This window comes from Kitasatospora sp. NPDC051853 (assembly GCF_044452665.1).
Lineage (GTDB): Bacteria > Actinomycetota > Actinomycetes > Streptomycetales > Streptomycetaceae > Kitasatospora.
In genome coordinates, this window is the sequence record NZ_JBITBY010000004.1 from 39,878 (window position 1) to 64,125 (window position 24,248).

Annotated in this window: 23 protein-coding genes; 14 read left to right on the forward strand and 9 right to left on the reverse strand. The window is 73.5% G+C overall.

What is annotated here, in order from left to right:
- Positions 1-57 precede the first annotated feature (57 nt).
- The gene (locus ACIA8O_RS12455) at positions 58-561 is read left to right on the forward strand and encodes an HPP family protein (protein ID WP_396293644.1); all 504 of its coding nucleotides are present in this window, start codon (positions 58-60) and stop codon (positions 559-561) included.
- 101 nt (positions 562-662) lie between these two features.
- Here ACIA8O_RS12455 and purN read toward each other — a convergent pair whose 3' ends face one another.
- Together purN and ACIA8O_RS12465 are read right to left on the reverse strand one after the other, a co-directional pair.
- The gene (gene purN, locus ACIA8O_RS12460) at positions 663-1,250 is read right to left on the reverse strand and encodes a phosphoribosylglycinamide formyltransferase (RefSeq protein WP_396293645.1); all 588 of its coding nucleotides are present in this window, start codon (positions 1,248-1,250) and stop codon (positions 663-665) included.
- A gap of 42 nt (positions 1,251-1,292) precedes the next feature.
- Positions 1,293-1,883: a TetR/AcrR family transcriptional regulator gene (locus tag ACIA8O_RS12465; RefSeq protein ID WP_396293646.1), complete on the reverse strand. Its 591-nt coding sequence runs from the start codon at positions 1,881-1,883 to the stop codon at positions 1,293-1,295.
- A gap of 65 nt (positions 1,884-1,948) precedes the next feature.
- On the opposite strand from ACIA8O_RS12465, the gene ACIA8O_RS12470 reads away from it, so the two are divergent.
- Positions 1,949-2,389, forward strand: a complete 441-nt coding sequence (locus ACIA8O_RS12470) for a DUF3995 domain-containing protein (RefSeq protein WP_396293647.1) — start codon at positions 1,949-1,951, stop codon at positions 2,387-2,389.
- A gap of 40 nt (positions 2,390-2,429) precedes the next feature.
- Here the strand turns inward: ACIA8O_RS12470 and ACIA8O_RS12475 are convergent, their stop codons facing one another.
- Complete coding sequence (locus ACIA8O_RS12475; RefSeq protein WP_396293648.1) at positions 2,430-3,221, reverse strand: alpha/beta fold hydrolase; 792 nt, start codon at positions 3,219-3,221, stop codon at positions 2,430-2,432.
- A gap of 168 nt (positions 3,222-3,389) precedes the next feature.
- Between ACIA8O_RS12475 and cmk the strand changes: the two genes are divergently transcribed.
- Both cmk and der read left to right on the forward strand, forming a co-directional pair.
- Positions 3,390-4,100: a (d)CMP kinase gene (gene cmk / locus ACIA8O_RS12480; RefSeq protein ID WP_396293649.1), complete on the forward strand. Its 711-nt coding sequence runs from the start codon at positions 3,390-3,392 to the stop codon at positions 4,098-4,100.
- A gap of 122 nt (positions 4,101-4,222) precedes the next feature.
- Positions 4,223-5,662 carry a ribosome biogenesis GTPase Der gene (gene der / locus ACIA8O_RS12485; RefSeq protein ID WP_396293650.1) on the forward strand — a complete coding sequence of 480 codons (1,440 nt, stop codon included), beginning with the start codon at positions 4,223-4,225 and terminating at the stop codon, positions 5,660-5,662.
- A gap of 43 nt (positions 5,663-5,705) precedes the next feature.
- Here der and ACIA8O_RS12490 read toward each other — a convergent pair whose 3' ends face one another.
- Positions 5,706-6,134 (reverse strand): hypothetical protein, encoded by a 429-nt coding sequence (locus ACIA8O_RS12490; RefSeq protein ID WP_396293651.1) that lies wholly within the window; start codon positions 6,132-6,134, stop codon positions 5,706-5,708.
- Between the two features lie 215 nt (positions 6,135-6,349).
- Positions 6,350-7,228, reverse strand: a complete 879-nt coding sequence (locus ACIA8O_RS12495) for a hypothetical protein (RefSeq protein ID WP_396293652.1) — start codon at positions 7,226-7,228, stop codon at positions 6,350-6,352.
- Between the two features lie 590 nt (positions 7,229-7,818).
- Between ACIA8O_RS12495 and ACIA8O_RS12500 the strand changes: the two genes are divergently transcribed.
- The 3 genes from ACIA8O_RS12500 to ACIA8O_RS12510 all read left to right on the forward strand — a co-directional run bounded on the left by ACIA8O_RS12500 (position 7,819) and on the right by ACIA8O_RS12510 (position 9,781).
- Positions 7,819-8,583, forward strand: coding sequence for a transglycosylase family protein (locus ACIA8O_RS12500; protein ID WP_396293653.1), 765 nt, complete (start codon positions 7,819-7,821; stop codon positions 8,581-8,583).
- 157 nt (positions 8,584-8,740) lie between these two features.
- Positions 8,741-9,076 carry a transglycosylase family protein gene (locus ACIA8O_RS12505; RefSeq protein ID WP_396293654.1) on the forward strand — a complete coding sequence of 112 codons (336 nt, stop codon included), beginning with the start codon at positions 8,741-8,743 and terminating at the stop codon, positions 9,074-9,076.
- Positions 9,077-9,115: 39 nt separating this feature from the next.
- Positions 9,116-9,781 carry an alpha-ketoglutarate-dependent dioxygenase AlkB family protein gene (locus tag ACIA8O_RS12510; RefSeq protein WP_396293655.1) on the forward strand — a complete coding sequence of 222 codons (666 nt, stop codon included), beginning with the start codon at positions 9,116-9,118 and terminating at the stop codon, positions 9,779-9,781.
- Between the two features lie 19 nt (positions 9,782-9,800).
- Here ACIA8O_RS12510 and ACIA8O_RS12515 read toward each other — a convergent pair whose 3' ends face one another.
- Both ACIA8O_RS12515 and ACIA8O_RS12520 read right to left on the reverse strand, forming a co-directional pair.
- Positions 9,801-12,422 (reverse strand): DUF6493 family protein, encoded by a 2,622-nt coding sequence (locus ACIA8O_RS12515; protein WP_396293656.1) that lies wholly within the window; start codon positions 12,420-12,422, stop codon positions 9,801-9,803.
- Between the two features lie 241 nt (positions 12,423-12,663).
- The gene (locus tag ACIA8O_RS12520; RefSeq protein ID WP_396293657.1) at positions 12,664-14,067 is read right to left on the reverse strand and encodes an SWIM zinc finger family protein; all 1,404 of its coding nucleotides are present in this window, start codon (positions 14,065-14,067) and stop codon (positions 12,664-12,666) included.
- Between the two features lie 152 nt (positions 14,068-14,219).
- Here ACIA8O_RS12520 and ACIA8O_RS12525 point away from each other — a divergent pair, with 152 nt between their 5' ends.
- From ACIA8O_RS12525 to ACIA8O_RS12540, 4 genes are all read left to right on the forward strand, one after another.
- Complete coding sequence (locus tag ACIA8O_RS12525; protein ID WP_396293658.1) at positions 14,220-14,519, forward strand: WXG100 family type VII secretion target; 300 nt, start codon at positions 14,220-14,222, stop codon at positions 14,517-14,519.
- Between the two features lie 2 nt (positions 14,520-14,521).
- A complete protein-coding gene (locus ACIA8O_RS12530; protein ID WP_396293659.1) occupies positions 14,522-16,156 on the forward strand; it encodes an alpha/beta hydrolase in 1,635 nt (544 codons plus the stop codon).
- A 107-nt stretch (positions 16,157-16,263) separates the two neighbouring features.
- Entirely contained in the window at positions 16,264-16,668 is a 405-nt protein-coding gene (locus tag ACIA8O_RS12535; protein WP_396293660.1) for a hypothetical protein, read from the forward strand.
- Between the two features lie 217 nt (positions 16,669-16,885).
- Positions 16,886-18,454 carry an APC family permease gene (locus ACIA8O_RS12540; protein WP_396293661.1) on the forward strand — a complete coding sequence of 523 codons (1,569 nt, stop codon included), beginning with the start codon at positions 16,886-16,888 and terminating at the stop codon, positions 18,452-18,454.
- Positions 18,455-18,508: 54 nt separating this feature from the next.
- Here the strand turns inward: ACIA8O_RS12540 and ACIA8O_RS12545 are convergent, their stop codons facing one another.
- Both ACIA8O_RS12545 and ACIA8O_RS12550 read right to left on the reverse strand, forming a co-directional pair.
- The gene (locus ACIA8O_RS12545) at positions 18,509-19,303 is read right to left on the reverse strand and encodes a VOC family protein (RefSeq protein WP_396293662.1); all 795 of its coding nucleotides are present in this window, start codon (positions 19,301-19,303) and stop codon (positions 18,509-18,511) included.
- Positions 19,304-19,394: 91 nt separating this feature from the next.
- Positions 19,395-20,111, reverse strand: coding sequence for a TetR/AcrR family transcriptional regulator (locus ACIA8O_RS12550; protein WP_396293663.1), 717 nt, complete (start codon positions 20,109-20,111; stop codon positions 19,395-19,397).
- A gap of 170 nt (positions 20,112-20,281) precedes the next feature.
- On the opposite strand from ACIA8O_RS12550, the gene ACIA8O_RS12555 reads away from it, so the two are divergent.
- The 3 genes from ACIA8O_RS12555 to ACIA8O_RS12565 all read left to right on the forward strand — a co-directional run bounded on the left by ACIA8O_RS12555 (position 20,282) and on the right by ACIA8O_RS12565 (position 24,022).
- The gene (locus ACIA8O_RS12555; RefSeq protein ID WP_396293664.1) at positions 20,282-21,736 is read left to right on the forward strand and encodes an APC family permease; all 1,455 of its coding nucleotides are present in this window, start codon (positions 20,282-20,284) and stop codon (positions 21,734-21,736) included.
- A gap of 116 nt (positions 21,737-21,852) precedes the next feature.
- The gene (locus tag ACIA8O_RS12560) at positions 21,853-23,490 is read left to right on the forward strand and encodes an amidohydrolase (protein WP_396293665.1); all 1,638 of its coding nucleotides are present in this window, start codon (positions 21,853-21,855) and stop codon (positions 23,488-23,490) included.
- 166 nt (positions 23,491-23,656) lie between these two features.
- A complete protein-coding gene (locus ACIA8O_RS12565; RefSeq protein ID WP_396293666.1) occupies positions 23,657-24,022 on the forward strand; it encodes a hypothetical protein in 366 nt (121 codons plus the stop codon).
- Positions 24,023-24,248: the final 226 nt, after the last annotated feature.

Here is a 24,248-nt window from a genome sequence, read left to right on the forward strand (position 1 = left end):
CCCCGACCGGCGTACCGTCCCGTCCCGTATGCCCTGCCGCTCCCGAGGAGGAGTCCGATGTCCGAGTCCACGGCCACGAGGCCGCCCGTCTCCCTGCTCCGCGTCCTCGCCGGCCGGCGGGCGGCGCTCACCGCCGGCGGCGTGGCGCTCGGATCGGTGCTGCTGCTGGCCGTCTTCCAGCAGCTGACCGGCCTGCACGTGTTCGCCATCCCCTACATCGCCACCGCCGCGGTCCTGGCGCTGGCGCCCGGTGCTCCGCTGGCGACGCCCAGGGCGGTGCTGATCTCGTATCCGGTGTCGGTGCTGGTCGCCCTGGCGGTGACCGAGCTGTTCGGGCACTCGCACTACTCGACCGGGGTGGCGGTGGCGCTCACCGTCCTGGCCCTGGCCCTGCTCAAGGCTCCGCACGTGCCGGCGGTGGCGGCGGCGGCGTTCGTCGGGCTGCAGTCGCCCGGTGCCTGGTACCTGCTCGACCCGATGGTGCCGGGGGTGGTGCTGGTGCTGGCGGTGCCGCTGCTGGTGAGCCTGCTGAAGATCGGTTACAAGTACCCGGCCGGCTGAACGCGCCGGTGACGCACGGGAAGGCCCCGCCGAGGGAATCGGCGGGGCCTTCCGGCGTCTTTGGCAGGAGGCGCAAGGAACGCGGCGGGGCTGACGCGGGGTCAGGGGGCGGCCGCGAGGCGGCGGACGGTGGCCGGGAGGAGGGTGTGTTCGGCGGTGAGGACGCGGGCGGCCAGGGTGTCGGGGGTGTCGTCGGGGAGGACGGGGACTTCCCGGCGGGCGATGACCGGGCCCTCGTCGTACTCGGCCGTGACGTGGTGGACGGAGGCGCCGGAGACGGTGTCGCCCGCGGCGAGGACGGCGGTGTGGACGTGGGTGCCGTGCATGCCGGGGCCGCCGTGGCGGGGGAGGAGGGAGGGGTGGACGTTGACGATCCGTCCGGCGTAGGCGGCGAGCACCGCGGGGCCGACCCTGCGGAGGTAGCCGGCCGTCACGACCAGGTCGACGCCGTGGTGCAGGAGGGCGTCGAGCAGGGCGCGGTCGAGGGCGTCGGGGTCCGGGTGGGTGCGGCCGGAGAGGTGGAGGGCCGGGATGCCGAGCTCCCGGGCGTGGGCGAGTGCGCCCGAGCCGCTGTTGTTGCTGACCACCAGGGCGACGGCGTAGCCGGAGCCGGGGAGCGGGGCGTCGGCGGTGAGGGCCCGGAGGTTGGAGCCGGTGTGGGAGGCGAGGACGGCGACCTTGAACGTCATGGTGGGGAGCATGGCAGCCGGGCCCCGGGTGGTGCGGGGTGATTAGCGGGCGGTTGGTGCCGGGGTCAGCAGCAGGGTGATCAGGTGGTCCAGGGCGGCCGCGGCCTCCGGGTGGCCGGGGGTGAGCTCCGGGGCCGGGCCGGGGGAGGTGCGGCGCAGCTCCAGCCAGCCCAGGTAGGCGGCGTAGCAGGCGAGGGCCCGGTGGCGGGCGGCCTGCGGGGCGAGGCCGATGTCCTCGGCGAGTTCGGTGAGGAAGGCGAGCCGCGCCCGGGTGACGCGGTCGATCACCTCGGCGACGGCCGGGTGGGCGGCCTGGGTGGCCAGGGCCGGTTCGAGGCCGGCGATCTCCTCGGTGCCGAGGGCGGTGGCGAGCAGGGCCCGGGCCCGTTCCCGCGGTCCGCCGCCGACGGCCCGGACGGCGGCCACCACGTCGGTGGTGGCGTGCTGCTCCCAGGCCTCCAGGGCGGCCACCAGGAGGGCCTCGCGGTTCTTGAAGTGCCAGTAGAAGCTGCCCCGGCTGACCTCCAGCTCCTTGGCGAGCACGTCCACCGCCACCGCCGGGACGCCGCCCCGGGCCAGGGCGCGGAGCGCGGCCATCGTCCAGTCGTCGCGGGTGACTCTCCCCTTCGCCATGTCCGTACAGTACTGTACGGATCGGTTCCATACAGGACTGTACGGAACGGGGAGAGGGGTGTGCCGTGGGAACGGACGGGACGAGGGCCGCTGCGGCGGTGGCGGCGGCGGGGCTGTTCGCGGCCGGGGCGCTGCACCTGGTGTGGACGGTTTCGCCGTGGCCGCTGGGGTCGGCCGCCGAACTGGCGGAGGCGGTGGTCGGGGTGACGGAGGATCAGCTGCCCCCGACGGGGCTCACCCTGGCGGTGGCCGGGCTGCTCGGCGCGGCGGGCGGGCTGGTGCTGGCCCGGCCGGGGAGCGGCGCGTGGGTGGTGCGGGCCGGGGTGTGGACCGTCTCCGGCGTGCTGCTGGTGCGCGGGCTCGGCGGACTGGTGGTCTCCGGGGCCGGGCTGGGGGAGGCGCCGGAGGCCTTCCGCCGCTGGGACCTGGCGCTGTACTCACCGCTCTGCGTGGCCCTCGGCGGCCTGGCCGGGTACGTCGCGCTGCGGGCCCGCCGGCGGGGCTGACCGTTCGTCAGGGGCGGTCGGGGAAGGGGCTGGCCGCCCGTCAGAGGCGGGCGAGGAAGGTGCGGACCGCGTCGGCGAAGGCGGCCGGGGCGGCGGCGTGGACGAAGTGGTCGGCGTCCAGGGTGACCAGGTCGGTGTGCGGGCGGCGTCCGGCCATCGCGGTGGCCAGGGCGGGGGGCAGGCAGGGCATCCGGTTGCCGCTGACCAGGAGGGCGGGGCAGCTGCTGCCGAGCCAGTCGGCCCAGTGGTCGCCGTGCACCAGGGCCTCGGAGCGGACGGTGTCCCCGGGGTGGAAGGGCAGGCGCCAGGAGCCGTCCGGCAGCGGGCGCAGGCGGTCGCCGGCCATCGGGGCGATCGGGCCGATGGCGGCGAGCAGGTCCTCGCGGGTGGGTGCGGTGTAGGGGAAGGAGAGGACGAAGGAGAGCGGGCTGGGGCCGTCGGGCAGTTCGGCCGCGCCCTCCTCGTCGATCAGGGCGGAGACCAGCTCGGGGTGACGGGCCGCCAGTTGGTACGCGGTGACGGCGCCGCCGGAGTGGCCGAGCACCGGCAGCGGGCCGAGGCCGAGGTGGTGCAGCAGGGCCACCGCGTCGGCGAGGTAGCCCTCGCGGGAGTAGTCGGCGGCCCGGTCGGAGTCGCCGTGGCCGCGCTGGTCGGGGGCGATCACCCGCCACTCGGGGGCGAGCAGGGCGGCCGTGCCGGCGAAGTCGGCGCCCTCGGCGAGGTGGCCGTGCAGGGCGAGCAGCGGGCGGCCGGGGCCGCCGAAGTCCAGCCAGGAGAGGCGGCGGCCGTCGGCGAGGACCAGGGTCGAACGGACGGGCGTGGTGGTGGTCATGGTGGCTCCCTCGGGTCGGTGCGGGCTGACGACCGAACTCTAGCGAGGATTTGCACAAGCGTGCAAGACGTTTGTCTTACCCGCTCCGCGGCCCTGGCCGGGGAAGCCCGGCGGGTCGACTAACCTAGAGGTGGTCCCCCGCCTGGAGTACGAAGAGAGGTTCGCGCCGTGGACACTGCCGACCGAGCGGACGCCCCGGTCGTCGTCGCCATCGACGGACCCTCCGGCTCCGGCAAGTCGACCGTCTCGCGGGCGGTCGCCGCCCGGCTGGGGCTGAGCTTCCTGGACACCGGCGCGATGTACCGCGCGATGACCTGGTGGATGCTCACCAACGAGGTGGACGTCAACGACCCCGACGCGGTGGCCATCGCCTGCTCCAAGCCGGTGATCGTCTCCGGCACCGACGCGGCCGGCCCCACCATCACCGTCGACGGCCAGGACGTCTCCGGCCCGATCCGCGGCCAGGAGGTCACCTCCCAGGTCAGCGCCGTGGCCGCGGTCCCGCAGGTGCGGGCCCGGCTGGTGGAGCTGCAGCGCGGCTGCGCCCGGGTGGCCGGGCGCGGCATCGTCGCCGAGGGCCGGGACATGGGCTCGGTGGTGTTCCCGGACGCCACCGTCAAGGTCTTCCTCACCGCCTCCGAGACGGCCCGCGCCGAGCGCCGGGCCGCCGAACTGCGGGCCAAGGGCCTGGACGAGGCGACCATCACCGCGATGGCCGCCGACCTGGCCCGCCGGGACGCGGCGGACTCCTCCCGGGAGACCGCCCCCCTCACCCAGGCGGCCGACGCCGTCCTGGTGGACACCAGCGACCTGACGCTGGACCAGGTGATCGACACCATCGCCACCCTGGTCGAGCAGCGGGCAGGTCTCGCGGTCTGACGACCGCTCACCCCCTCGCGTCTGCCGGAGGAACCGGCCGGACGCACCGCGCTGCCCCCGTGGGGCAGGTACGCACGGCGCATCCCTGGGAAGGGACGGGCCGGGAAACGGAAGTACGGAACATGAGCAACGACAACGACTCGTACGGCGAGCTCGACGCCGCCGACTACGCCGAGTTCATGGCGCTGGCCGCCGAGGAGGGCCTCGACGGCGAGTTCCCGGACGGCGAGATCGAGGGTCCGCTGCCGGTGCTGGCCGTGGTCGGCCGCCCGAACGTCGGCAAGTCGACCCTGGTCAACCGCATCATCGGCCGCCGCGAGGCGGTCGTCGAGGACAAGCCCGGCGTCACCCGTGACCGGGTCACCTACGAGGCCTCCTGGAACGGCCGCCGCTTCAAGCTGGTCGACACCGGCGGCTGGGAGATCGACGTCCTCGGCATCGACGCGATGGTCGCCGCGCAGGCCGAGCTCGGCATCGAGCAGGCCGACGCGGTGCTGTTCGTGGTGGACGCCACCGTCGGTGCCACCGACACCGACGAGGCGCTGATCAAGCTGATCCGCCGGGCCGGCAAGCCGACCGTGCTCTGCGCCAACAAGGTGGACGGCCCGTCCACCGAGGCCGAGGCCGCGTACCTGTGGTCGCTGGGCCTGGGCGAGCCGTACCCCGTCTCGGCCCTGCACGGCCGCGGCTCCGGCGACCTGCTCGACGCGGTGTTGGCCGCGCTGCCCGAGGCCCCGCCGCAGACCTTCGACGGCACCCCCCTCGGCGGCCCGCGCCGGGTCGCGCTGATCGGCCGTCCGAACGTCGGCAAGTCCAGCCTGCTCAACAAGGTGGCCGGCGAGGACCGGGTGGTCGTCAACGAGCTGGCCGGGACCACCCGTGACCCGGTCGACGAGATGATCGAACTCGGCGGCAAGACCTGGAAGTTCGTGGACACCGCCGGCATCCGCCGCCGGGTGCACCTGACCGCCGGCGCCGACTACTACGCCTCGCTGCGCACCTCCTCCGCGCTGGAGAAGGCCGAGGTCGCGGTGGTCCTGATCGACGCCAGCGAGACCCTGGCCGAGCAGGACACCCGGATCATCTCGATGGCCGTCGAGGCCGGGCGCGCCGTGGTCGTCGCCTACAACAAGTGGGACCAGCTCGACGAGGAGCGCCGCTACTACCTGGAGCGCGAGATCGAGCGGGACCTGGTGCAGGTCCAGTGGGCGCCCCGGGTGAACGTCTCGGCCAAGACCGGCCGGCACATGGAGAAGCTCGTCCCGGCGATCGAGACCGCGCTGGAGGGCTGGGAGACCCGCGTCCCGACCGCCCGGCTGAACGCCTTCCTCGGCGAGCTGGTGGCCGCCCACCCGCACCCGATCCGCGGTGGCAAGCAGCCGCGCATCCTGTTCGGCACCCAGGCCGGCATCCGCCCGCCGCGGTTCGTGCTCTTCGCCTCCGGCTTCCTGGAGGCGGGCTACCGCCGCTTCGTCGAGCGCCGGCTGCGCGAGGAGTTCGGCTTCGTCGGGACGCCGATCTCGATCTCGGTGCGGGTGCGCGAGAAGCGCAAGCGCAAGTAAGCGGTGGCGAAAGGGCCCCCTCCGGGGGGCCCTTTCGCATGGGTCAGTACTGGCCCGGGGGGAGCGAGAGCATCGGGCTGCTGCGGTGGCGGCCGCCGACGGTGGGGGAGAGGTAGCCGGTGGCGACCCAACCCTGGCCGGTGCTCGGGCCGCCCTGCTGGGCGGGCATGAACTGCGGGGTGCCCTGGGCGTGGCCCGGGTAGGTGTGGAAGGTCTGCTGCTGCGGCGGGTACGCCTCGGGGCGCTGCGGGCTCTCGTACGGGGAGCGGGTGGCGAAGCCCTCGAAGCGCATGGACTCCTCGCCGGAGCGGTCGCCGGGCAGGGCGCGGAAGAGGCGGCGGTACTCGGAGTACAGCGCGTCGTAGATCGGCGTCGGTGAGGTCGGGTGCTCGGCGTCGTACGACGGGCGCATGCCCGGGATGGGACGGGTCGTGGGCTGGCGGTTGGCGGCGGCGACCTCGTAGCTGTACACGCAGGAACCAACGAGCCAGTCGGGCCGGGGATGCGGGCAGCGCGGATGCTGGCATGTGCCGACCTGCGGGGATGCCGGGGTGTGACCGGGTCGTCACGGGAGCGGGGCGGGCGGGGTGGGTGTCTGCGCGGGCAGGGGGTGCGGGGGCCGGCCGGGCACGGGCCGGGGCCCGGACGTGGGGTGGTGTCCGGGCCCCTGACGGTGCGTCGGACGGCTCAGGTGCCGGCCAGCGGGAGGGAGGCGGCGACCAGCAGGCCGCGTCCGGCGGCCCGGTCGAGGGCGGCGCGGAGCAGGTCCTCGCGGGGCTGGCGGCCGATGGTCCCGGCCGGGGCGGCGTACATGGTGACGGCGGAGAGCTGGCGGGCGGCGGACCGCCAGGACTCGGTGACCTGGAGCGGCTGGTGGGCCTGCCACCAGGCGGCGTTGCTGCCCGCCGGGGTGGGGTGGAGGATCGCGTGCAGCTGGCCCATCGCCATCAGGACCGACCAGCCGGGGAGCTGGCCGGGCGCCTTGTCCACGTCGGTGACCTGGTGGAAGCCCTGCTCCAGCAGGAGGTCGAGGAACTCGTCCTGGCCCGAGGTGTTGCCCGGGCGGCCGACCGGGCCGGTCGGCTCGATCACCAGGGCGGCGTGGCCGGTGTTCTCGCAGAGCACCAGGCCGCAGGTGATGCCGAGGACGGCGGGCTGGCCGGTGCTGGAGACCGAGGGCTGTCCGGCCACCGGCGCGGGGGCGGCCGGGACGGGGGCGGGCGCCGGAGCCGGGGCCGGGGCGACCGGAGCGGGAGCGGTCGGGAGGGGGGACGGGGCCGGTGCGGACTGGGACTCGTTGATGCTGCGGACGGCGCCGAGCAGCTGGTCCTCGGAGACCGGCACCACCTGGGAGGGGATGCAGCGGGCGTGGGCGAAGGCGAGCACGGCGGTCTCGTCGGCGACGAAGAGCACCGTGCTGGTGGCCTCCTGGCTGGAGTTGCCCGGGGTCCGGCAGGAAGCACAGTCGTAGCTGTCGGGGGCGTGGGCGCCGGCGAGCAGGTTGTCTGCCTCGTCGTCACCGATCTCTGCTCGGACCTCGTCGCTGACTTCGAGCAAGCGCGGCACGGGGGACTCCTCGGTTCGTCTGGGGGTGGTGCGGGCAGCCCCGACCGCCATTACCAACGGGCCGTTGTGGCTGGGGTCACGGGTGAACGGCGCCGCGACGGGATTTGCCGCGATTTCGACTGCGCTGTGTGGATGGGAGGTCGCAATCTGTCGATGCTGTGCGCGAGGTCACAGGGGCGCGAAAGTGGCCCAGGTCACATGGCGAGGATGTTTGATCATGGAAATAGTGGTCAAATCGGACATAGGGCCCACATTTACTTGATCTTTACTGCGGGTAACACCTGGCTGAGCTGCGAAAACCCGAGAACGTTTGGGATCTGCTGATCCGGCTCGTAGCTTCGTAACCAGTGCAACGAGCACTACCCGGGTTCACCCCCCGGCGCACGGCCCACCGGTTCACTCCGGCGCGGCAGGTGCCCACCAGCGTGAACGCTCCGACGAGCGGCGCAGGTGCGCGGGGAAGGTTGCCGGGACGGCGCGGCACGTCGGAACAGCGACGGGCACGGCCGTCTTGCGGACGCGGCGGACGAAGACCAGCTCTCACGGGGCTTGGTTCCGGCTGCCCGCCCGGGATTGTCGAGAGGATACTCATGACCTTCCGTAACGAGACCGCCGCTGCCACCACCGCCGTCAAGCGCAACCGCGTTCGCATGGCGGTCATGGGCGGCGCCGTCGCCGTCCTGCCCGTGGCCGGCCTCGTCACGGCGACCTCCGCCTCCGCCGCCGACGTCTCCACCTGGGACAAGGTCGCGCAGTGCGAGTCGACCGGTAACTGGAGCATCGCCAACGGCAACGGCTTCTACGGTGGCCTCCAGTTCACCTCCAGCACGTGGGCCGCCTACGGCGGCACCCAGTACGCCCCGTCGGCCAACCAGGCCACCAAGGCGCAGCAGATCGCCGTCGCCGAGAAGGTGCTCGCGGGCCAGGGCCCCGGCGCCTGGCCGGTGTGCTCCGTCAAGGCGGGCCTGACCAAGGGCGGCGCGGCCGCCAAGGTCGACACCTCCAGCACCTCCGAGAACAAGGCCTCGCGCTCCGAGACCCGCACTGCCGCCCCGAAGCAGCAGGCCGCGCCGAAGACCGAGCAGAAGGCCGCGGCCGCCCCCAAGGCCGCCGCCGCGCCGAAGAGCACCCCGAAGGCCGCCGAGGCCCCGAAGGCCGCTCCGAAGGCCGCCACCCCGAAGACCCAGGCCCCGGCCAAGTCCAACGGTGGCAACTACACCATCAAGGCCGGCGACACCCTGAGCAAGATCGCCGCCAAGAAGGGCCTGGACTGGAAGGTTGTGTACAACAACAACGCCGGTGTCCTGGGCTCCAACCCCGACCTGATCTTCCCGGGCCAGGTCATCAACCTCTGAATCGTCTGACGCTCCCGCGAGCTGACGAAGTGCCAGCACGGCCGCCCCTTCCTGACGGAGGGGCGGCCGTTGGCGTTTCCGCGCGACACGCCGGGGGTCGTCGCCTGGACGGACCGGTGGTGGTGCCGGGCGGTACCGGCCGTGCCTTCATGGGCCCATGATGCGACCGACAGTCCTGCTCGCCCTGACCACCGCGCTGCTCCCGCTGGCCGCCGCCACCCCGGCCGGGGCCGCCGCCGTCCCGGACGCCACCTGGCAGCGGCTGGCCGACTGCGAGAGCGACGGCGACTGGCACGCCAACACCGGCAACGGCTTCTACGGTGGGCTGCAGATCTGGCAGCCCACCTGGCAGGAGACCGGCGGCCTGCGCTACGCCGAGCGGCCGGACCTGGCGCCGCGGCGCCACCAGATAGCCGTCGCGCAGGAGATCCAGCGCCGGCAGGGGTGGAGCGCCTGGCCGCAGTGCGCACGGGAGTTGGGGCTGATCCGCTGATCGTCCGCGGGGCTGGGCGCGGGCTGGGAGGATGGGGGCATGGAGCTCTTCCCGCGTGAGCGGTCCGTCGTCGCCCCGGGCGTGGTGCACGTGCCGGACTGGCTGGACCCGGCGGAGCAGCGCGCGTTGGTCGAGGCCTGCCGGGAGTGGGCCCGGCCGCCGGCCGGGATGCGCACGGTGCGGATGCCCGGCGGTGGCGAGATGTCGGTGCGCTCCTTCTCGATGGGCTGGCACTGGTACCCGTACCGCTACGTCCGCACGGTGGTGGACGGGGACGGGGCGCCGGTGAAGCCCTTCCCGCCGCTGCTGGGCGAGTTGGGGCTGCGGGCGGTGGCCGAGGCGTACGGGGACGGGGCGGCGGAGATCGCCGGGGCGGTCGGGTACCGGCCGGACATCGCGGTGGTCAACCACTACGCGCACGGCAGCCACATGGGCCTGCACCAGGACAAGGACGAACGGGCCGACGCGCCCGTGGTCTCGTTCTCGCTCGGCGACAGCTGCGTCTTCCGGATGGGCAACACCGAGACCAGGACCCGGCCCTGGACCGACGTCGAACTGCGCAGCGGCGACCTGCTGGTCTTCGGCGGGCCGATGCGCTTCGCGTACCACGGGGTGCCGCGCACCCTGCCGGGGACGGCCGATCCGGAGCTCGGGCTGACCGGGCGGCTGAACGTGACGCTCCGTCAGTCGGGGCTGGAGGGCTGACGGGGCGCCGGTACCGCGTTCAGAGCAGGGCGTGCAGGGCGCGGGCCTCCTGGAGCAGCTTGGTGGTGCCGGGGCGGGCGGCCAGGGCGGCCAGGGCGGGGAGGTCGAGGCCGGAGGGGCCGCAGCGGCGGACGCAGTCGGCGGCGAGGGCGAGCAGGTCGGCGGTGCCGCGCGGGGGGTCGGTGGTGAGCAGGGCGGGGAGGGTGGCGGCCAGGACGGTCCAGGCGGTGCGGTACGCGCCGGTCTCGGCGGCGGCGCGCAGTGACCGGGCCGCACGGGAGGGCGGTGTCGTGCCGTCCAGGATCAGCTCGACGGTCTCCCGTCCGAGCAGGGTGGGGTCGAGATCGCCCCGGGCGGCCAGGACCAGCAGGGCGTCCACGGCGGCGGTGCGGTCCTCGGGCTGCTTGGCGCCGAGGCCGTAGGCCAGCGCGAGGTGCAGGGCGGGCCCTGCCGGACCCTCGGCCTCGGCGAGGAAGGGGAGCAGGGGGCCCCAGTCCCCGATGCCGTCGTGGTTCACCAGGGCGGCCAGGACGAACCTGGAGGCCAGCTCCTCCCGGTGGTTGGGGAGGACGGCGACGGCGTGCACGTCCGCGGGCGGTTGGTAGTCGAACCGGACCACCGTCTCGGTCGGGCCCAGCAGTTGGGCGGCGCAGTGGGGCAACACCGGTGTGCCGGGCCCGACTTCGGGCAGCAGGGCGTCCGGGGCCAGGCCCGGCTGGACGGCCGAGCGGTGGCTGAAGCGCAGCAACCGGTGGGCCCCCGTGCCCGGGACGGTCCGCCCGACGGTGGTCGGCTGGTGCGGCAGGCCGCCGGTGCGCAGCCAGGCGGCGAGCCGCCGACCGTGCGGAGAGTTCAGCCGGGCGGCGGCGGCCCGGACCTCGGGCCCGGCGGGGGTGGCCCGGAGCAGGGCCTGACCGTAGTCGGCCGGGCCGGGGGTGACGCCCAGCTCCTCGTACCGGGCGAGCCGGTCCACCAGCACGGCCGGGGCCAGCGCACCGGTCTCCAAGGTGGGGGTGGCGAGCAGGAAGGGGACCCGCTCGGTGGCGAGTTGGCGGGCCGCTTCGGCCAGGCGGGAGGCGATCTGGTCGGGGAAGGGGTAGTGGAGCGGTTCGTGGAAGGCGGGGTGCCGGCCGTCGGCGGGCACGGTCGTCCAGTTCTCGGCGCGCAGGCCGGCGGCCGCCTCGGCGAGGAAGCGCAGCGGTACGTACGGGGCGGCCGCCAGCACCGGGGCGAGGGCCTCGGCGAGCCCGGGGGCGTCCAGCCAGGCCCAGCGGACCAGGCCGTCCAGGGCGCGCTCGAACTCGGCGACGCCGGGCGAGCCGGCGATCGCGGCGGAGAGCTCCTCGGCGGCCTCGGCCGGGCCGGCGACCGGGGCGGGGACGGCCCGGGGGAACGGGACGGGCGGGAGCTGCTCGCGGTACTCCTGACCGTCGGCCGCAGGGGCGGCAAGGCCGAGCAGCTCGGCGGCGGCCGCGTGGTTCGCCGGGTCCAACTGCTGTGCGGTGCTGCGGAGTTCGGCCATGGTGGGGTCGTCGGCCGCCTTGAGGTGACGGGCCGTCAGCTTGAGGGCCTGCTCCTGGAGGGTGCGGTCCGGGTGACCGTAGGCGTCCGAGGCGGCGAGCAGGACGGCGGCGGCCCGGGACGGATCCTGCTTCGCTGTCCGGTCCAGCCAGGCGAGTTGGGCCTTGACGAGCTTCTTCTCGGGGCGGAACAGCACGGTGCGGGAGGCCTCGGTGAGCACCTCGGGCTCCAGGGCGCCGGTGGCGTCCAGCTCGGTCAGGGCCTGCTGGGCCCAGCCCGCCACCGTGGAGGAGCCGTCCAACAGGGCCAGCAGGGTGCGGACCTCGGCGGCGAGCTCGGCGGCGGTGGGGGCGAGGGCGGTCAGGGTGGCGAGCACCGGCCGGAGGTCGGCCGGGCGGCCGCCGCGCAGCAGACGGGCCAGCACCCGGGAGACCAGGGCCGCGCGGTCCAGGACGCCCTCGGCGGCGAGCCGGGAGAGGGCGGCGGGCCAGCGGTCGGACTCCGGCTGGCCGCTCCAGCTGTGCTCCAACACCCGCTCGGTGCCCACGACTTCGAACATCAGCGGGGCGAGCAGCGGGGTGAAGGAGTCGGCCAGCAGGCGGGCGTGCAGACCGGTGCCGACCGGCAGGCGGCCGGGCAGGTCGGGGCGGGGCTGCGGGAAGGAGCGGTCCTCGGCCCAGTTGAGCACCAGGGCGTCGGTGAGCGGGAGCGGGCAACCGGTGGTGCGCACCAGGTACTCGGTGACCTGGAACGGCACCGAGAAACCCCAGCCGACGGTGCGGCGGCGGTGCTCGGCCAGCCGGGCGGCCACCTCGGCCCGCCAGGCCTCCGGCTGGGCATCGATCAGGCGGCGCAGGGCCGGACGGTGCCACTCGGTGGCGCCGTCGAACTCGGCGGCGCGGAGCCAGGCGGCGGCCTGGGAGGGGGCGGAGTGGCAGACCGCACCCGCGACCATCAGGGCGGGGGCGGCGGTGGAGCGCAGCCGCCAGTCCTCCCGGAGCTGCGCGCGCAGGGCCTTCAACTCGGGGAGCAGGGCCCTCCGTTGGGCGGTGGTGAGCGGGAGGACGGCCGCGCTGACGGCGGGGGTGCGGCCGGCCAGGAGGTCGTCGGCGAGGCTCATCGGGGCGGGTCCTTGTCGGGAGTGGGGACGGGGAGTGGGGTGGCGGCGGGGGCAGGTGTAGGTGGTCACACCGGGGGCGCGGGGAACTGCGCGAGGCGGGAGGAGGTGGCCCGTGTGCCGGGTACGGACATCCACTTGCAAGTGAGTCTCCGTACCCGGCGTACGGTTTGCTTCTTCCGATTCGCGCAGTTCCCCGCGCCCCTGATGGCCCTTCGGGCCGCCAGGGGCGCGGGTCCGCAGGTCAGGGGGTGGGCTGCTTCTCGGGGGTCGTGGTCAGGGTGACGGCCAGGGCGTGCTTGCACGGGCCGCGGCCGCCGCGGTACTTGGCCCACCAGAGGCAGGTGCAGCTGAGCCTGCCGTCCTCGGCGATCCGCACCCGCTGCTCGTGGTCCTCCACGGTGACGGTGGCGATCGGGCCGGAGCGGTGCACGGCACCGGCCGCGACCAGTGCGCGGGCGGCCCGCAGGCGGGGATTGTCCGCCTCCGCGCGTCCTGCGTGGTACGGGAGCCGGCGGTGGAAGTAGGAGGCCTCGGCGGTGTCGTAGCCGACCTGGCCGGCCGTGCCGAGACGGACCAGTGCGGCCCGTACCCGCTCCACCGGCAGCCCGGCCTCCCGGGCCAGCTCGGCCGGGTCGATCCGGGGCTCCCAGGCGAGCAGCACCGAGACCAGTTCGGCGTCGGCCTCCGAGGGCCCGCCGGTGAGGGCGGTGAGCACTCCGCCCTCACCGGAGAAGCCGCGCGAGACGTCCGGCGAGAGGGTGAGGGTGAGCCGCATCCCGGCGGGCAGCACCACCTCCCAGGCCGAGGCGGACGGGGCGGCCCCGGCGGTGACCGGCGGCCCGTACACCCGCAGGGCGAGGGCGTGCCGCAGCACCCGTTGGAGCGCGGTCAGGCGCTCGGGGCCGGGCAGGCAGACGGCTCCCGGTGCGGGCCGGGTGGCGGGGCGCAGTGTCCGGCCGCCCGGGCCGGGGAGCACCCAGCCGACCGGGCCCCGGCTGCCGCCGCGGCCGTTGGCGGCCTGGCCGCCGCGCGGCAGTGAGCGCAGGAAGCGCACCGCCTCGGCGGCCGGCAGCTCGGCCCGCAGGTCGAAGCCGGCGGCCACCACCTGGGTCTCGGCGAAGCCGCGGACCCAGCGCTCGGGCAGCGGGACCTTCTTCTCCAGCAGCGGGCCCTCGGGGCCGGTGACCGCCAACTCCTCGGCGCCGACCGAGAGTCGGAGGGCGTCGGTGGAGCCGATCCGGCTGAGCGCCTCGCGCAGCGGGTGGTTCACGTCCACGTTGGTGGTGCCGTGGCCGGGCTCGGCCCCGGCCAGGCCCTCGGCGGTCACGTCGAGGCGGGCGTACACGCCGCAGCAGGCGGAGAAGGACTCGAAGCGCAGGCGGTCCCCGTTGGCGGTGACCACCGGGTCGAGCAGCACCGGGCGCTGCGGCTGGTGGTAGCGGGTGGCGGCCACGTCGGCCACCGCGAGCAGGCCGGCGGCCGCGGCGGCGGGGGCGGTGAGGGCGCCGGTGAAGAAGTGCGGGTGGGCCGTGGCGCCGAGCGGACCGGTGCCGCCGGAGGTGGCCAGGGCGAGCCGGGGCCCGTCGGGGGCGGCCAGCACGGCGGAGGGGTGGCGGTAGGCGTACGCCAGTACGGCTTGCGTCATGACTGCACGTTAGGGCCCCGGACCGACAGTGAGCCGGGGGCGGTCTGTCCCAGGTGGGTGACGGTTCGTCCGAGTGGATCGCGGACGGGCCGGTCCGTTCACTAGGGTGTGGCCACTGTTGACCGAGTGCAGACGTACCGCGGGGGCGGACCTTGTCATCGTTCGAAGTGAAGCCGGAGGACCTGCGCGCTTCCGCGCAGGTGATCTCCGATGTCAGTGGGGAGCTGCGCCCGTCCTCGGACCGGGCGGTCCGGGACGCGGGCGACGCGGCGGCCTCCACCGCCGGGTGGTCCGTCTCCGGCGGGCTGGCCCAGGTCTCGGACAGTTGGCGCACCGCGCTGACCGGTCTGCACGGGTTGCTGGAGAAGAACGCGGAGGGCCTGCGCACCAACGCCGACGACTACGAGGGCACCGAGCGCCGCGAGGCCAGCCGCTTCCGGGCGGTGATGTAGCGGTGGCGAACAGCTTCGCGCTGCTGCTGCGGCAGAACTTCGGCGACCTGGAGGAGGCGGCCTCCTCCTGGCGCAAGCTCGGCGAGTCGGCGGGGGAGGCGCAGCAGCGCCACCGCTCCCAGGCCAGTGGTCCGCTGGGGAACTGGAGCGGTGCGGCCGCCGAGGCCGCCCGGCCGGAGATCGACAAGGCCGAGCAGCGGCTCGGCATCGTGAACGCCGAGGCGATGGCGATCGCGGTCACCATCGACACCGTGTTCCAGCGGATGTCCGCGGCGCAGCAGGAGCTCCGCTCCGCGGTGGCCGAGGCGGAGGGCAACAACTACCGGGTCGGCGACGACGGTTCGGTGACCGGGCCGCAGCTGGACCCGGCCTACCGGAACGACCCGGACTACCAGGAGATCAACCGTCAGCAGAACGCCCGGCTCGGCGAGTTCAGGCAGCGGATCGAGGACGCGGTCCGCAAGGCGGAGCAGGCGAGTGCGGACGGCGCCGCCTCGCTGTCGGGGCTGAACGGGGACATCCTCGAAGCGGACCTGAACAAGGCCCAGGCGGAGGTCGCCAACGACGTCTCGGGCATGCGGTCCAGCCTGGGCCTGGCCTCGGTGGTGCCCAACCACGACAACCCGGCGGACAACGCCAAGTGGTGGAACTCCCTGACCGACCGTCAGCAGCGCGAGTACCTGGCGCTCTACCCGGGTGAGGTCGGCAACCGGAACGGCATTCCCAGCGACAAGCGGGACGTCGCGAACCGGGCCTTCCTGGAGCAGCAGTTGGACCTGGCCAGGACCGACGGCTCGGAGGACGGCCGCAAGCGGCTGGGCGCGCTGCAGAAGCTCAAGGACCGGTTGGACAAGGAGGACCGCGACCCGAACGGGCCGGAGGTCTACGTGATCGGTCTGGACCCGAAGGACGACGGGCAGGCGATCGTGGCGTTCGGCAATCCGGACACCGCGAAGAACACCGCCGTGTACGTCCCGGGCACCACCGCCGACCTGGACAGCATGGGCGGCGACCTGGACCGGATGAAGCGGCTCCAGCAGGCGGCCGGCCAGTACGGCGACCCGGGTGAGACCGCGACGGTCATGTGGCTCGGGTACGACGCGCCGGACTCGGTGTGGAAGGACGCGCCGTTCGACAACTACGCGGAGGCCGGCGCACCCAGGCTCGACCGCTACATCGACAGCCTCGGCACCACGCACGACGGCGGGCCGCGCCACACCTCGGTGGTGGGCCACAGTTATGGTTCGGTCGTGATCGGTGACGCCGCGCGCAACGGCAACGGGCTGGCCGTCGACGAGATCGTCGTCGCGGGGAGTCCCGGCATGCACGTCCAGCACGCCAAGGACCTGAACATCGACCCCAAGCACGTCTGGGCGGCCGAGGCGGACTGGGACCCGGTGCCCGCCGCGGGGGTGGCCAAGCACGGACGGGGTGGCTGGTGGGACCTGCCCAACCACCCGACCTCGGACGACTTCGGCGCGAACCGGATCACCACCGAGGGGAACAGCGGCCACAGCGAGTACTGGAACGACAACAAGGTGGAGAGCGGCCGGCCGCACAACGCCTTGGACAACCAGGCCGCGATCATCACGGGGCAGTACGGCAGCGTCGACCTCGAGCACGGGACGCGTCCGTGAGGCCGCCCGGACCGCGGAGGAGGACGGCCGCGGCCGTCGCGGCCGCCTTCGCACTGACCCTGCTGACCTCCTGCGGGCTGACCGCGGGCTCCACGAAGGACGAGTCGATGCGCGTTACCAACGAGGCCACGATCGAGGCGGAACTCAGGAAGGTGTCCGAGCAGGTCTACGGCGTGCTCGGGGTGAAGGGCCGGCGGGGCGAGGGCGACGCGGTGAACTTCTCGCAGTGCGAGGGGCAGAGTGATCCGAACGTGCGCGACGCCATCCACTTCTGGCAGGTGGACGACCTCGACCCGGCGGAGCTGAACCCGGCGGTCGAGCGGCTCCGTGACCACCTGAAGGCGAGCGGCTGGATCGGCCTCGGCGAGAAGTGGGACGCCGGCAAGGTGGACCTGGAGGTCTGGGGCAAGAACCCGGAGAAGACGGTGGCGGTATGGGCGCAGGCCTTCCACCCCAAGAACCGGGTGATCTTCCGGGTGAGCACGCCGTGCTTCCGGCTGCCGGCCGCGTGAGGCAGATCACAGGGGTGGTGCGAACACCCCGGATTTGGTAACGGTGCGGGTTTCGTTGCCCGGGCGAACCAGGCATGCGCCTCTGATTTGAAGATCCTTTATTGATTACGGCTGGTAATCATTGGGGAAATGCAGATCAGGGGCGCATGATCCATGTCACGGTTCGTCACCCTCGCGCCGCTGAGCTGCGGAAACAGTTCAACGTACGGTCGGGGGCATGGTTCAGCTCGACTCCAAGCCCGCGACCGGCCGCAGCGCGGCGGCCGGCGGAGCTGACGCCGCCCAGGGCGTCCGCTCCAAGGGGCTCAACAGCAACTCGGTCGGCCTGCTCGGGAACTCCGTCATCGGAGTCTCGACGGTGGCCCCGGTCTACTGCCTCACCACCACCCTCGGGACCACGGTGGCGGCGGTCGGCCTGCAGATGCCCGCGCTCTTCCTGGCCGGGTTCCTGCCGATGATGCTGGTCGCCTTCGCCTACCGGGAGCTCAACAAGGCCGTCCCGGACAGCGGCACCTCCTTCACCTGGACGGTGAAGGCGTTCGGCCCGAAGGTGGGCTGGATGTGCGGCTGGGGTCTGGTGGTGGCGACCATCATCGTGCTCTCCAACCTGGCCGGTGTCGCCACGGAGTACTTCTACATCCTGCTCGGCGAGGTCACCGGGAGTGACTGGCTGGCCGGACTGAACGACAACAAGGCCGCCCACGTGCTGACCTGCCTGGCGCTGATCGCGGTCGCCACCGCGATCAGCTACCGGGGCATGACGGCCACCAAGGGCGTGCAGTACGCGCTGGTCGGGCTGCAGCTCACGGTGCTGGCGGTGTTCGCGGTGATGGCGATCTCCAAGGCCGTCTCCGGTGACGTCGCGGGCTCGCTGGACTTCTCCTGGAGCTGGCTCGACCCCTTCCAGGCCTCGTCCTGGTCGGCGTTCATCGCCGGGCTCTCGCTCTCGCTCTTCATGTACTGGGGCTGGGACGCCTGCCTGAGCGCCAACGAGGAGACCGGCGGCAGTGAGAAGACCCCGGGCCGGGCCGCGATGCTGGCCATGGTGGTGCTGGTCGGTTCGTACCTGTTCACCGCCGTCGCGGTGCAGATGTACGCGGGCGTCGGCGAGACCGGGACCGGCCTCGGCAACCCGGAGACCTCGTCCAACGTGTTCCGTGCGCTGGCCGGCCCGGTGATGGGCCCGACCCTGGGCGTGCTGCTCTTCGTGGCCGTGCTCGCCTCGGCGGCCGCCAGTCTGCAGACCACCTTCATCCCGGTCAGCCGCACGGTGCTGGCGATGAGCGTCTACGAGGCGCTGCCGCCGTCCTTCACCGAGGTGAACCGCAAGTACGGCACCCCGGGCCGGGCGATCGTCACGGCGGGCGTGGGTACCGGGGTCTTCTACACCGTGATGACGCTGATCAGCGAGAACGTGCTGACCGACACCATCGCGGCGCTGACCCTGATGATCTGCTTCTACTACTCGCTGACCGCGTTCGCCTGCGCCTGGTACTTCCGCAAGGACTTCACCCGCTCGGTCCGGGACGCGGTGCTCAAGGTGGTCTTCCCGGTCACCGGCGGGCTGATCCTGACCGGGATCTTCCTGCAGAGCCTCAAGGACATGTACAGCACCGACTACGGCAGCGGCAGTTCGGTGCTCGGGATCGGCTCGGTCTTCGTGATCGGTGTGGGCGTGCTGCTGCTCGGCCTGGTGGTGATGGCGGTCATGATGAAGCGCAGCCCCGCGTTCTTCCGCGGCGAGGTGCTCACCAAGGAGACCCCGGCGTTGGTGCTGCCGGAGTGACGCACGTCCGGGAGGGCGGGACACCAGCCGGTGTCCCGCCCTCCCGGCGTACCGTCAGACGTCGGTGAGGTCCGGCATCTCGCCCTCGACGGTGGCGAGGTCGATGACCGAGAAGTTCGCCCCCTGCGGGTCCGTCAGGGCGGCGAAGCGGCCGAACGGGCTGCTCATCGGGCCGAACTGGAGGGTGGCGCCGAGCTTCTGGGCCTTCTCCAGCGCGGTGTCGCAGTCCGGCACGGCGAAGTAGACGTTGACGTAGGCGGGGACCTCGGGCGGGAACTCCTCGCCCATCCCCATCCGGCCGAGGGCGGGGCCGCCGGGGAGGTTGTAGGTGCGGAAGTCGACGTGCTCGTCCGCCATGGTCTTCACGCCGTACGGGAAGACCGCGGGGAAGAACGCGTCGGCCTTCTCCGGCTCGCGGGTGAAGACCTCGGCCCAGCAGAACGCGCCGGGCTCGTTGACCTTCTCGAAGCCCTGGTGGGCGCCGCCCTGCCAGACGCCGAAGACGGCGCCGCCGGGAGCGGCGGCGATGGCCATCGTGCCGAAGTCGCCGACCTGCATCGGCTCCATCAGCACCTGGCCGCCGGCCGCGGTGATCTTCCGCGCGGTGGCCGCCGCGTCCGGCGAGGAGATGTACAGGCACCAGGCGGACTGGCCCTCCTGACCCGGCATCGGCGGCACCACGGCGGCCACCGCCTTGCCGTCCGAGTACGCCTGCGTGTAGCCGCCGTACTCGGAGGAGGCCTCGGCGAAGGTCCAGCCGAGCACCTCGCCGTAGAAGGCCTTGGCGCCCTCCACGTCGGAGAACATCGCGTCGGCCCAGCAGGGGGAGCCTTCGGTGAATGCGGTCATGACCCTGATCCGTCTCTCGTGGGGAGCTTCCGTGGCGTGTGTCCCACGTCACGCTAGCCAGGGCCACTGACAACCGCGCGCCGACGGTGCGTCAGGTGTGCCCGGGCGCCTGCCCGGGCAGGCGGGCGGCGAAGGAGTCGAGGAGGAGGTCGAGGGCGAGCGGGTAGGCGGAGCGGTTCATCTCGGCGATCAGGAGCGGGGTGGTGGCCGCGATGTTGGGGTGGGTCTCGGCGTCGAGGGTGGCGTAGCGGGTGGTCCAGACGGCGGAGTCGGCGGCCCGGGCGGGGGCCGGGAGGGCCTCGACGGCGGCGTCCAGGGCGGCGAAGGCCAGGCTCTGGTCGACGAAGACGTGGTAGAGCCGGACGGCCTCCGGGTCGGGGAAGCCGGCCCCGCGCAGGATGCCGAGGATCGACTCGACGGCCCGGATCTCGTGCTGGCGGCCGGTGGTGCGGGCGGCGGAGAGGGCGGCGGCCTGCGGGTGGGCGCGGTAGGCGCGCTGGATCCGCAGGCCGATCTCGCGCAGGTCGGCCTGCCAGTCGCCGGTCGGCTCGGCGCCCTCCTGGGCCCGGGCGATCAGCTCGTCGGTGATCGCCACCACCAGGTCGTCGGCGGAGTGGAAGTAGCGGTAGAGGGCGCTCGGGTCGGCGCCGAGGGCGGCGCCCAGGCGACGGACCGTCAGGGCCTCGGAGCCGTGCTGGCCGAGCAGTCGCAGCGCCGTCTCCACGATGACCTGCTCGGAGAGGACGGTGCCGGTCTTGGTGGGCCGGCGGCGGCGCCGGTCGGGTTCGCGCACCACGCGTTCACTCATGCTTCGGAGCCTAGGCGCGGCCCGTTCTTATGACAACGGCATTGACGTGAGAATGGGGCCGGAGTTTCATGTGCGCACCCGGGGCTGACGGAAAGCCCCCTGGTCAAGGCGGTGGTCTGTTGGGCGCGACTGCGAAGGACGGGGTAAGAACCCCCGCTCCGGCTCCTGTGATGAAGAAGTCCATCGGGATGGTGGACGGTGTGGCCATCGCCGCCTCCAGTACGGCGGCCACCTCCAGCATCGGCATCGGGCTCGGCCTGACCGCCGGAGTGGTCGGCCTGCACCTGCCGGCCATCATGCTGCTCGCCTTCCTGCCGGTGCTCGGCATCGCGGTGGCGTACGGCCGGCTGAACCGGGTCGAGCCCAACGCGGGCAACGCCTACACCTGGGTCGGCCGCACGCTCAGCCCCTGGCTGGGCTTCCTGACCGGCTGGGTGAACACCGTCGGCACCATCGTCTTCATGTCCTACACCGTCGCGGTGACCGGCTCGGCGCTGATCCAACTGGCCGCCAAGGGCGGCGTGGAGAGCGTGGCCGGGCTGCACCTGGACCCGGACTCCACCCTGCAGACCACCCTGATCGGCCTGGTCGTGCTGGCCGGTGCCACCGCGATCGCGGTCCGCGGCCTGGGCCTGGCCGCCCGGCTGCAGAAGTACCTGCTGGTCTTCGAGTACCTGGTGCTGCTGGGCTTCTGCGGGTACGGGCTGTTCGCCGGTGACCAGCCGTTCTCGCTGGAGTGGTTCAACCCCTTCGCGATCCCGACCACGGCCGCGCTGGCCCAGGGCATGGTGCTCGCGGTCTTCTGCTACTGGGGCTTCGAGTCGGTCTTCACCGTGGCCGAGGAGACCCACGACCCCAAGGACGCCTCGCGCGGCGGCATCATCGCGCTGGTCATGATGCTGCTGCTGTTCCTGCTGGCCGGCACCGCCTTCCAACGGGTGCTGCCGCTGGAGGAGTTGGCCGACAACGGCGCCCAGGGCCTGACCTACTTCGGCGAGAAGCTGGCTCAGCAGCCGCTGGCCGCGCTGCCGCTGATCGCCCTCACCATGTCCGCCGTGGCCTCGCTCCAGGCCTCCGTGATCCCGACCGCGCGCGGCACCTTCGCGATGGGCCGCGACCGCACGCTCGGCCCGGTCTGGACCCGGATCCACCCCAAGTACGGCACCCCGGCCGTCGGCACCGTGCTGCTGGTGCTGATCGCCTCCGCGATCGCCCTGCTCGCCCTGGTCATCCCGACCGTCACCGACCTGATCAGCGCCGCGGTGAACGCGATCGGCATCGTGGTGGTGCTCTACTACGCGCTCACCGCGCTGGCCGCCGCCGTCCGCTTCCGCGGCCTGCTGCGGACCGAGCCGCTGGCCGGGCTGCGGGTGGTGGTCGCGCCGCTGCTCGGCGCGGCCGTGCTGCTCGCCGTCGGCGGCTACCTGGCCTGGTCCTTCTGGGACTCGGCCGACCACTTCGAGGTCAGCGCGGCGAACGGCTGGTTCCAGCTGCTGGTGCCGGCGCTGATGATCGGCAGCGGACTGGTGGCGGCCGCCTGGGCGCGCTACGTCCGCAGGTCCCCCTACTTCACCACCGGCCGGGGCACCGACGCGGACCGCGCCGACCTGCTGCCCGCGGGCTGACCGGCACCGGCCGGGCCGTGTCCCGCGGCCCGGCCGGCCCGTACCGTACGAACCGCATCTCACCCGAATCACATCTCACCCGAAACACATCGAACGACGTGTCAGGAGCACTCCTCATGACCCACGCCGACCTGGTCTTCACCGGCGGCCCGGTGTTCACCGCCGACGCCGCCCGCACCCGGGCCACCGGCCTCGCCGTCACCGGCGAGCGGATCACCGCCGTCGGCCACCACGAGATCCGCGAGCTGATCGGCCCGCGCACCGAAGTGGTGGACCTGACGGGCAAGTTGCTGGTCCCCGGCTTCCAGGACTCGCACATCCACGCGGTGTTCGGCGGTACCGAGCTGGGCGAGTGCGACCTGAGCGGCACGGTCGGCGTGGCGGACTACCTGGAGCGGATCCGGGCCTTCGCCGAGGCCCACCCCGAGCGGGAGTGGATCACCGGCAGCGGCTGGTCCATGGAGAGCTTCGAAGGCGGGCTCCCCAGCCGCCAGTTGATCGACTCGGTGGTGCCGGACCGCCCGGTCTACCTGGTCAACCGGGACCACCACGGCGCCTGGGCCAACACCCGTGCCCTGGAGCTGGCCGGCCTCACCGCCGACACCCCGGACCCGGCCGACGGCCGGATCGAGCGCGAGGCCGACGGCACCCCGAACGGCGTGCTCCAGGAGGGCGCCACCGCCCTGGTCGCCAGGCTCGTCCCGCCGACCACCGCCGCCGACCGGCTGGCCGGGCTGCTGCGCGCCCAGGAGCTGCTGCACTCGCTCGGCATCACCGGCTGGCAGGACGCCCTGCTCGGCGTCTTCAACGGCCAGCCCGACCCCTCCGACGCCTACCTGGCCGCCGCCCGCTCCGGCGAGCTGACCGCCCGGGTCCGGGGCGCGCTCTGGTGGGACCGGGAGCGCGGCGGCGAGCAGATCGCCGAACTGGTCCAGCGTCGGCAGGAGTTGACGCACGGCCGGTTCCGCCCGTGGTCGGTCAAGATCATGCAGGACGGCATCGCGGAGAACTTCACCGCCGCCATGACCACCCCGTACCTGGACGGCTGCGGCTGCGCCACCGCCAACTCCGGCCTCAGCTTCGTCGACCCGAAGGCGCTGCGCGCCTACGTCACCGAGCTCGACGCGCTCGACTTCCAGGTGCACTTCCACGCCCTCGGCGACCGCGCCGTGCGCGAGGCGCTGGACGCGGTCGAGGCGGCGCTGGCCGCCAACGGCCAGCGCGGCAACCGCCACCACCTGGCCCACCTCCAGGTGGTGCACCCGCAGGACATCGGCCGCTTCGCCCCGCTCGGCGCGATCGCCAACCTGCAGCCGCTGTGGGCCGCCCACGAGCCGCAGATGGACGAGCTCACCATCCCGTTCCTCGGCCCCGAGCGGGCCGCCTGGCAGTACCCGTTCGGCGACCTGCTGCGCGCCGGGGCCACCCTGGTGGCCGGCAGCGACTGGCCGGTCTCCAGCCCCGACCCGCTGGCCGGCCTGCACGTGGCGGTCAACCGGATGGAGCCGGGCAGCGAGGACGAGCGGGTCTTCCTGCCCGAGCAGCGCCTGGACCTGGGCACCGCGCTGGCCGCGTACACGGCCGGCTCGGCGCACGTGAACGGCTGCGACGAGGCCGGCTCGCTCCAGGAGGGCCTGCTGGCCGACCTGGTGGTGCTGGACCGCGACCTGTTCACCCGCCCGGCGGCCGAGATCGCCGAGGCCCGAGTGGAGCGGACGTACGTCGGCGGGAAGCTGGTCTTCCAGGCGGAGTGAGGCGGGGTCAGCCGGGCGGGGGCGCTGGGGTGACGCCGGGTCAGCCGGGTGGGTGCGGTCCCGACGGGTGACGCGTACGCCGCACGGGCGCGGGGCGTACGCCGTCCGGGGTGCGCGGCGGTAGAAGTGCGGTGAAACGGTTCCCTTCCGAGGAGACGAGATCCCCGTGCGTCCTTGGCACACCCTCGGCGCCGTGTGCGGCGCCCTCGCCGTCACCGCCACGCTCACCGCCACCCCCGCCCAGGCCGTCCAGGTCGCCACCGGCAGCTTCACCTACCGGTACACCGACCTGGACGGCCAGGTCAGGACCCGCAGCATGCAGAACCCCACGGCCGCCCTCTGCATCACCATCGAGGAGGCCGCCGACCCGGCCTCCACCCGGCCCGCCTTCGCCCCGCACAACGACACCGACTGGTGGACCATGGTCTACGACGACGCGGTCTGCGCGGGCGACGCCCGCAGCCTGCGCCCGCACGGCATCACCACGGGGGACCGGCTGAAGCTGCGCTCGGTGAAGTTCCTCTATCGCTAGGGGCTGTCTCCCCGAGGGCGCGGTGGCGCAGCGCCGCCTCCAGCTCGAACCGGGCGTCCGGGTCGGCACCGACGGTCCGACCACCGCGCCCCGCCCGTCCATCAGCCGTTCGGGCGGGGCGTCGGAGGGCGGCCGGCGGACGGGCCGGAGCAGGTGCAGGGCAGGGGAGTTGAGGTCCGCCGGCACCTCGTCCGGCACCTCGTCCGTCACCCGGCGGCGGATCTCG